Here is a 7,989-nt window from a genome sequence, read left to right on the forward strand (position 1 = left end):
GGACCGCGGGTTGAACGGGGAGACGATCGCGCCGACCTTGAACGCGCCGTACAGCGCGAGGAGGAAGCGGTCGGAGTACGGGGTTGCTATGAACCGTTGGACTCAACTCACCCTGACACGCAGGGGAGAGGCGATATGGCGTCACTGTCACCCTGACCGGGTAAGACCTACATTGCGTAGCGTTCCCGGGAAGGATGCGAAGCCGTTGACGTAGGGGAAGGTGTCGGCGGCTTCCCGTTGGCCTCTCACGTGGGCCGCAGGGGCTCCCACAGGTCAGGTGGGCCCTGGCCGCGTCGACTGCAAGAGGTCCCGATTGACGGTGGCCGGGTCGACGTCGGGGTCTCTGCCCTTGTTGCGGGACGGGTGTCTGAGCCCCACGGCCGCGGAGTTTGGTTCCGATCGGGCTGGTGCGGCGTTCCCTGGTGGCCAGTTTCTCCTGGGATTGCCTCCGCACGGCAGCAGGCCGCCGTCAGCGACACCATGGCCGCCAGCAGCGGACACGCCCACCCATGCGAGAAGTCCTCGCCAACACCGCCGTCACGGACAATGAGAACGTCGCCACGATCCACCTGAAAGCCGAGGTCGACCGCGATTACGGAATCGACGAAGAAGGCGAGCGCACCATATGAACGACGACAACGCCCCGCACGGTCTGACAGAGGACCAGGCACGAGCCGAGTACGACAGGCTCGCGCCGATCATGGTCATCGAGGGCCGGACGATGGACGAACACAGCAAGGAACTGCTCATCCAACTCCTGCAGGAGAACATCGCTCTCGACGATGCTCTCGACTCGATCCTGCGGCGCCGCGCACGGCCAGAACAGGCCGGAAGGGTTCGAGATTCCACCGCAATCAACTGATAGAGCAGAGGCGGAACGCCATTCGTGTCGATCACAGCTGCGGTAGGCGGCCGCTGCCGACAGCGACGCGGATCCGGCATCGCCGCAGCTCTGCGCTGTGTATGGAGGCGTGGCCGATATCGACGCGATCGATCGTCACTTGGTAGGGGCACGGGGATCGCCCCGATGGGCAGTGTCAAGGCAGAGCTGGTAGGCGAGCTGCCCGTCACAGGTAGAGCCTGCTTCGACTGCACAGAGAAGCACCCCAGCGTGGCGTCAACGTCGGAGATTGCCCTGTGCTCGCCAACCAGATCCTGTAGTTCCCGAGACGAAATGTGACTGTCTAGCACCTGCTGCAGGGGGATTCCTTGTGTCTGCCCATGTTGCACTCGAGACTTGAGCCGTTCAGAGACGGTGTATCGGGTGTTGGGGGTATCACGGGCGAGACTGTGTGGTCGGCGGAGGAGACGCGTCGTCGCGGCGATGGTCGCCCCCGCGCTGATGTGCGGGACCGCTCTGCTGTCGTCGCCTGCGATCGCCCATTCCGACCCTGCGAACTGTGTGGCGACGTTCAACCTGCTCATCCCCGGTACGTGGGAGACGAACGAGAACGCTGACCCAAGCAAGCCGGTGGGCATGCTGGCCCCGGTCGCGGAGGCGATCGCGGCGAAGAACGGAGCCCGCACCCAGACGTACACGCTGCCATATATGGCCCGGGCGTTCGATAACGGACACACCTACGCTGACAGCAAGGCCGACGCCGTCAGTAAGGCCTCCGCCGTACTGAAGAACTACGCCGACAAATGCCACGGCGCCAAGATCACCATCACCGGCAATTCCCAAGGCGCGGACGCGGCAGGCGATATCGCGGCAGCCATCGGGAACGACCGCGGCCCGATCGACGCAGACCGGGTTCTCGGTGTGGGTCTGCTCGCCGACCCGGGTGCCGGTACGAAGGGGTCGGCGACCGTCGGCCCGAAGACGTCGGGGGAGGGGATCTCCGGGCCCCGCTCGCAGGGCATGGGCACGTTGTGAGGCCGGGTCGCCTCCATCTGCGATCCGACAGACTTGTACTGCTCGATCCAGAAAGGCGCAAACCCATTCCTCGGCTCGCTCGGATCCATCCTGTCGAAGACCCCGAGCAACACCAGCGACACAGCCGCTGGCGACAGTGCGGCGGTCGCCACCGCCCTGACGTCGGATTTCACCGACGCGGACCTGCCCGGTCTCGGATCGAACGCCGCCACCCTCGGCAGGCAACTGAGCGGCACAGAGACGGGCGGGGCAGTCGACGTGAGCCAGGTCGCCGACACCGCAACCTCACTGTCGAAGACCCTTGGTCCACTGGCCGATCTGCTGCAGTCCGGGGCCGCGAATGCCGCCGCCACCCAGGCCCTGGCAGCAGCCCCGGCCGGAACACCGGAAAACGCAGCAGCACAGGTCCTCACGACCGCCGGCGCCACGGACCTCTCCGGCGCGCTGAATGCGGTGACCACCATCGCCACCACCGCGGCCACGCTCGCGAACAACAACACGACCACACTTCCGGTCACCGCCCCAGAAATCTCTCAACTCTCCACCGCGGCAGCATCACTCGGCGGGCAACTCGCCCCGATCGCCGCGACACCCGCTGAGGCCCTCTCCTCCGCGTCCAGCGTGTTGTCGGTGCTCAAACCGAAGGTCGTCGTCGACCAGGCACTCGACCTCGTCACCGGGGTCACCACTCTCGATCTGCACGGCATTCTGCGCAACCTGACCGTCCTGCCGCAGAAGATCGCGGCAGGAGATGTCCGCGGCGCCCGCGACATCGCCCGCGAGTTGAATGTGCAGTTCGAGCCGTTGGTGAAATGGTCGCGGGTGTCGACTTGAAATGGGTCTCCCAAATCTTGGCGATCATCCGGACCCGACCGGCTAACATCCACCGGTTACACATCGGTTGGTGATGAGAAGTCCGCTTCCCGCACCGCCTTCCGGGAAACCGCTAGGTCACCGTGATGCGCCGCGGTCAGTATTTCCTGTTGTCGAGTTCTCGGGCACTGCAAGCGGGCCCGGCCGCGAGAAATTCTGAGGGGTGCGGTGTGGCGGTTAGGTTGTGTGACTTTCTGGTCCCAGAATTGCGGGTATGGTCGAGATCGTTGCTTCCCGCCGCCGGAGGCGGCCCAGTAAGGGAACCCGTGCTGTGGTCAAGGCGCTGGTGCCGCCGGAGCTCAAGGAAGCAGCTGCCAGCGCCGCGAAGGCGCATGGCATGACCGCGAACGACTACATCGCGGCGCTGATCGCGGCCGACACCGGCCTGACCGAGCTACTGGCATCGATTCAACAGAAGCAGACCGCGACACAACGATCCGCGGAATCCTGCAGATCGGGACCGTGACGGATCACCGGTCCGGGCGGCGAGTGGCGACCTGTTGCTCGCCGCGATAGTGACAGTAGATTGTCCGCCGTCAGCGATGATCGCAGGACTTCGCGGAACGGAAAACGTCAACGCGACACTGAACGCCTCCACGGATCAGTGCACGTTACGGCACTATTTGTTGCACGAAGGGACAGGCCATGACCCGCACCATCGCGGTGGTCAACCACAAAGGTGGTTCCACCAAAACCACGAGCACCGTCAATCTCGCCCAGGCCCTCGTCGAAGCCGGCTACACCGTCCGCGTCGTCGACCTCGACCCGCAATGCAACGCCACCACCTGGCTCGGTGCCACGCCCGAGGCCGTCGACAACGATGTCCTGTCGGTGCTGATGATGGTGGCGAGCATCGAGGATGCCACCACCATCACCGCGTCCGGGATTCACCTTGTACCTGCCACCAAGGAACTCGATTCCGTCGGGCCCTACTTCCTCAAGAAGCCCGGTGCGCACGGCGTCCTGCGTAAAGCCCTTGTCGGCGCCCCAGAGGTGGACTTCAACCTCCTCGACTGCCCCGGAGACTTCGACCATCTGACCATCAGTGCACTCGTCGCCTGCACCGACGTGCTCGCCGCTGTCATGACGGGAGCGATGGAACTCGAAGCGCTCATGCGGATCGAGAACTACATCAGCGAGCAGGTCGAGTTGCTCAACCCCACCGCGCGGCTCAATCACATTCTGTGTGGCCGCGTCGAACTCGGTCAGGTCATCGACCAGCAGGTCCTCGCCGCGCTCCGCGAGACCTACCCTGATCAGACGATGCGGACCATCATCCCGAAGTCGGTCCGTGTCACCGAAAGCTACAGCGCCGAAGAACCCGTCGTCAGATGGGCACCGTCGTCCTCCGCGGCCCGCGCCTATCGCGATGCCGCCCGAGAACTCGTCGAAAGGATGTCCTGATGAGCGCGACACGTAAACCCGGCCTCGCCAGCAACCCTCTCGAACGCCGTCCCCAGCCTCGCGCAGGCGCCCATCAGGTCGGGACGTGCGCGAGAACTCGTCGGAAGGATCTCCTGATCAGCGTGACACGCGAGCCCGGACTCGCCAACAACCCCGTCGAACGCAAGCGGCGACTGCCCAACCTCGTGGAGCAGGGCGTGGCCGTCGCTCGGGAAGCGGCCACCACCTGCGAATCCCAGCCGGGGCCGGTGACCCTCGACGAGGACACGACCACCACACGGGTGTCCGCGGACAAGTCGCTGGAATCGGTCTATCTCAACCGCGCCAAGGTCGAAGACGGCAAGAATGCTGTCGCCGCGATCGGCCATATCGCCGGCGCCCCCGACAGTTGGTCCGACCTCGTCGACGAAGCCCTCGCCCGCTACCTCGCCGTTCTCGAACGCGAATACAACGATGGTGAACCCTTCCCGCCGCGCAACGCCGACTGCGTCCGCGGATCACGCATCAAGTAGCCCGCCCAGGCGGTCGGTACGCTCAGTTCCACACGGTATCAAGCACATTCGTGACGCCGGGAGCGTACCCGCTGGGGCGCATCGTTGAAAGGAACGACAGGCAGAACTTTCCGATTGGTCGATACATTGGGTGAACCAATGAACATCGAACCGCAGGGTCTGCGAATACGAGTCCGTCGCCGCCGCTCGATCTAGACATCCAGGGACCTGGGAAACCGATGAGACCGCCGACCCACTCATCCGTCGGGATTCTCGCACCGGTCGCCGAGGCCATTGCCGCGGCGCACGGGGACCGGGCGGAGGTCTACACCCGTCCCGTACATGGCCCGCGCGTTCGACAACGGCCACACCTACGCCGACAGCACACTCGAGGCCCTCACCAGGGCGACGGCGGTCCTCATCGAGGTATCGAGGCCGGATTTCAGCGGCCTGTGGGGCCGCTTCGCCGGTAACGGCGCTCCCACTGCTATGGGTGTGCCAGGATTTATCCGAGTAGATACTCGGGCCGAGCCCGAACACAAGGTTCGGGCGGTCGCCATTCAGGGTGGTTGACATGCGGTGTGTGAACCAAATAGCGGCGATTGCGTTTGTCTCGATTCTCGTCAGCTCAGCGTGTAGCAGCAATTCCGAGCCGCCCGGCTCGTCACCGACGACTGTGGATCATCCGCCGGCGGAGTTTGTCGAGGGTCCGTGCGCGAAGACGCCAAATCCGGTCCCACTGCTGGAGAATGCTCGCTGCGGGGAATTGGTGGTACCGGTGAACCGCACCAGAGAAGACAGCGGATCCTTGCGCTTGGCAGTGGCGATCGTTCCGTCGGAAACGCAGCCGCCGGCCAAGGCTCCGATCGTCTTTCTCATGGGCGGGCCCGGTCAGGATGCGGTCACCGATCCCCCGGTCAACCCGGACGTGCCGCTGAACCGTGATCGCGATCTGATCCTGATGGGACAGCGCGGCAACATCACGTCCAGCTCGCCGTTGCCCTGCCCGGAGATTTTCGAGTTCTTCGCCCACAGGATCGGCATGGCGTGGAACGCCGAGTCCACACGGGATGCGTACGTAGAAGCGGTGCAGGACTGCCACGACCGCCTGGCTCCCACCGTTGACCTCTCGGCCTTCAATTCGACCGAGAGCACCTATGACCTGATTGATTTACGCAAGGCACTCGGCCTCGAGAAGTGGAATGTGTTCTCCCACTCGTACGGTACCGACCTTGCGCTGATCTACATGCGTCACGACGCCGACGCCATCGAGTCGATCGTGTTCGACGGAGTGACGCCTCCATCGGCCGGTGCCCTGGGGTGGACCTGGGCCAGCGCTCGCCAAGCATTCGACAACATGGTCAAGGCATGCGAGGACCAGCCGGCATGCAACGAGCGCTATCCCGACCTGGGGGCAACGTTCATCCGGCTGGTCAACGAGCTCGAAGCGAAGCCCATCACCACGACGGTCAACGTCGAGGGTGCAGGAGAGACGAAGGTTGTCGTCGACGGCGGAATGCTGCTGAACTGGTTTGTCCCCGTGGCCACCCACCTACCCAAAGAGTTCCCGTCAACCGTCGATGAGCTCGCACACGGGAACGCGCAGCCCATTGCCTCGCGGTGGGCCGAGGTCTGGGGGCATCCGGACAGGGGCGTCCTCCACTGGGGCCTCACCCTGAGCATTTGGTGCCGTGAATGGATCCCGTTCGAGACCGTCGAGCAGACCATGCAACAGGCGGAAAAGGAATTCCCTGAACTCCCGGAGTCCGTTCGGGCCCAAGCGCCACAGCTGCCGTTCCTGCGCGACGCCTGCAAGGTGTGGGACGTGCCGAAGGCCCCTGACTCGATCCGAGACATCACCGTCAGCGACATCCCTTCGCTTGTGCTGTCCGGTACCTACGACGGGCAGACCGGAGCGGTGTGGGGCGACTACATCGCGAAGGATCTCTCACAATCCATCGTCGCGGTAGTGCCCGGAGCTGCACACGGTGTGTATGCAGAGCCACCATGCGGAGCCGAGATCATCGCGTCGTTCTTCGACAATCCGGAGAAGCCGGACACATCCTGCACGGACACGACGCAACTGCCGGCATACGACATTCTCCCGCCACGCTGATGACGACCGAGGTGTTCGCCGTCGGTGGCCCCGAGTTGTCGCGCCGGACGGTGTTTGGCGGGGCGGTCGCAGGGGTTGGCGGTGCTCGCATCGCCGGCATGTTCGAAGGAGTCGACCACCACAACTACGAGCGTCCCGACGAACGCGAAGGACGCGTTCAACGACCTCGACGCCAAGATCGACAAGGCGATGAGGGACTACTCGGTCCGCGGGTTGCGGTGGTAGTCATTGCCGACGGTGAGGAGTATATCAAGGGGTACGGGGTCATTGGGACGCCACCCCTAGTCGACGTCGACCGATGGCTGGCCGCCGGCGCAATGCCGCTACCTTGACCGTGGTCTTTCATCACAGTGACGAAAGGCTGCCCGGGTTGTCCCGCAGACTCGCAGCGGGTGAATATCGCTGCGACGGAATGTCTTCGGTGTAGTACCCCCGGAACTGGTAGCGGAGGTAGAAAAAGTAGCTACGCTAGCTAGCGTAGCTAACACAAGATTCGACCGATGCAGGTGTCGGCGGATGATGCTTCGAGTGTTGTCTTCTCGGTGCCGGCCGAGGTGCGAGTGGAAACCGCGGCGCCCACGGCTGTGGTGGAGGTAGTCGCCGATGTGGGGGAGGTATCAGCTCCGGCATCGACGGTGCAAGTGTGAGATCGATCGGAAGTGCAAGCACACCAGTCATTCGGCGAGAATCAAAACTATTCTTCATCTCCGCAGGGCGGGGCTGAAGGCGTCGATCGAGGCGGGTGGGCGTCCCGGCAGTGACTCGCTTCGCCGCACACGAGGTCTGCGACCGCGAGTAGGTCGCACACCGCGACCGCTGAGGTCGACGTCGTCGCCGCTCTGCGGCAGTCAATCGGGAAGCACGAACCCCACCGCAGTCAGGGATTGCGCCTGTCGAGAGTGCCGGCGTGGGTGGGAGAAACGCCGCAGTAGGTGCTCGGGTGACACCAGGTGCTCAGTCAGAGGTGATGCACGGTGCATCACCTCACACGAAGTTCGGACCGTGGTTCGAGTTTCGTAGGGAAGCTGGGCGCCGAAGAGGGCGGGGTCGGCACCCATTGTGTGCACTTGGTGAAGTCAGGGGTGGCTGCGCAGCGGGTCGAGTGAAGACGGCGACCCAATTAGTCAGGGACTCGGTCAGATCCGAAGCTGGTTCATACCCACCCCACCATCGCCATCTCGGCCGGACCAGCGGGTGGGTGCGAGCCCGGCGCTTCCTGACGCCCTCCG

General features: G+C 64.2%; 8 protein-coding genes and 1 pseudogene. All 9 read left to right on the forward strand.

Annotated features, from left to right (window positions below; all coding sequences use genetic code 11):
• The first annotated feature begins 625 nt into the window (after positions 1-625).
• On the forward strand, positions 626-862 hold the full coding sequence (locus MLGJGCBP_RS12625; RefSeq protein ID WP_160095974.1) for a hypothetical protein: 237 nt from the start codon (positions 626-628) through the stop codon (positions 860-862).
• 402 nt (positions 863-1,264) lie between these two features.
• A complete protein-coding gene (locus tag MLGJGCBP_RS54285) occupies positions 1,265-1,876 on the forward strand; it encodes a cutinase family protein (protein ID WP_442972096.1) in 612 nt (203 codons plus the stop codon).
• Between the two features lie 33 nt (positions 1,877-1,909).
• Positions 1,910-2,710 (forward strand): hypothetical protein, encoded by an 801-nt coding sequence (locus tag MLGJGCBP_RS54290; protein ID WP_442972097.1) that lies wholly within the window; start codon positions 1,910-1,912, stop codon positions 2,708-2,710.
• Positions 2,711-2,963: 253 nt separating this feature from the next.
• A complete protein-coding gene (locus MLGJGCBP_RS12635; protein WP_236581059.1) occupies positions 2,964-3,215 on the forward strand; it encodes a hypothetical protein in 252 nt (83 codons plus the stop codon).
• 179 nt (positions 3,216-3,394) lie between these two features.
• Positions 3,395-4,153 carry a ParA family protein gene (locus MLGJGCBP_RS12640; RefSeq protein ID WP_160095976.1) on the forward strand — a complete coding sequence of 253 codons (759 nt, stop codon included), beginning with the start codon at positions 3,395-3,397 and terminating at the stop codon, positions 4,151-4,153.
• Positions 4,153-4,665 (forward strand): hypothetical protein, encoded by a 513-nt coding sequence (locus MLGJGCBP_RS12645; RefSeq protein WP_160095978.1) that lies wholly within the window; start codon positions 4,153-4,155, stop codon positions 4,663-4,665. Before MLGJGCBP_RS12640 ends, MLGJGCBP_RS12645 begins: the two co-directional genes overlap by 1 nt.
• 199 nt (positions 4,666-4,864) lie before the next feature.
• Positions 4,865-5,076: pseudogene (locus MLGJGCBP_RS50490) on the forward strand (cutinase family protein); the annotation flags it as partial.
• 142 nt (positions 5,077-5,218) lie between these two features.
• Positions 5,219-6,760, forward strand: a complete 1,542-nt coding sequence (locus tag MLGJGCBP_RS12650; protein WP_236581060.1) for an alpha/beta hydrolase — start codon at positions 5,219-5,221, stop codon at positions 6,758-6,760.
• Positions 6,761-6,841: 81 nt separating this feature from the next.
• Positions 6,842-6,985, forward strand: coding sequence for a hypothetical protein (locus MLGJGCBP_RS51685; RefSeq protein ID WP_236581061.1), 144 nt, complete (start codon positions 6,842-6,844; stop codon positions 6,983-6,985).
• Positions 6,986-7,989 lie beyond the last annotated feature (1,004 nt).

The sequence above is a fragment of the Rhodococcus sp. T7 genome, assembly GCF_009872365.1.
Lineage (GTDB): Bacteria > Actinomycetota > Actinomycetes > Mycobacteriales > Mycobacteriaceae > Rhodococcus_F.

Bases quoted from the DNA above. Each gene is read 5' to 3' on its own strand.
- MLGJGCBP_RS12650 (WP_236581060.1), top strand. From the start codon at position 5,219: ATGCGGTGTGTGAACCAAATAGCGGCGATTGCGTTTGTCTCGATTCTC.
- MLGJGCBP_RS12625 (WP_160095974.1), top strand. From the start codon at position 626: ATGAACGACGACAACGCCCCGCACGGTCTGACAGAGGACCAGGCACGA.
- MLGJGCBP_RS12640 (WP_160095976.1), top strand. From the start codon at position 3,395: ATGACCCGCACCATCGCGGTGGTCAACCACAAAGGTGGTTCCACCAAA.
- MLGJGCBP_RS12635 (WP_236581059.1), top strand. From the start codon at position 2,964: ATGGTCGAGATCGTTGCTTCCCGCCGCCGGAGGCGGCCCAGTAAGGGA.
- MLGJGCBP_RS12645 (WP_160095978.1), top strand. From the start codon at position 4,153: ATGAGCGCGACACGTAAACCCGGCCTCGCCAGCAACCCTCTCGAACGC.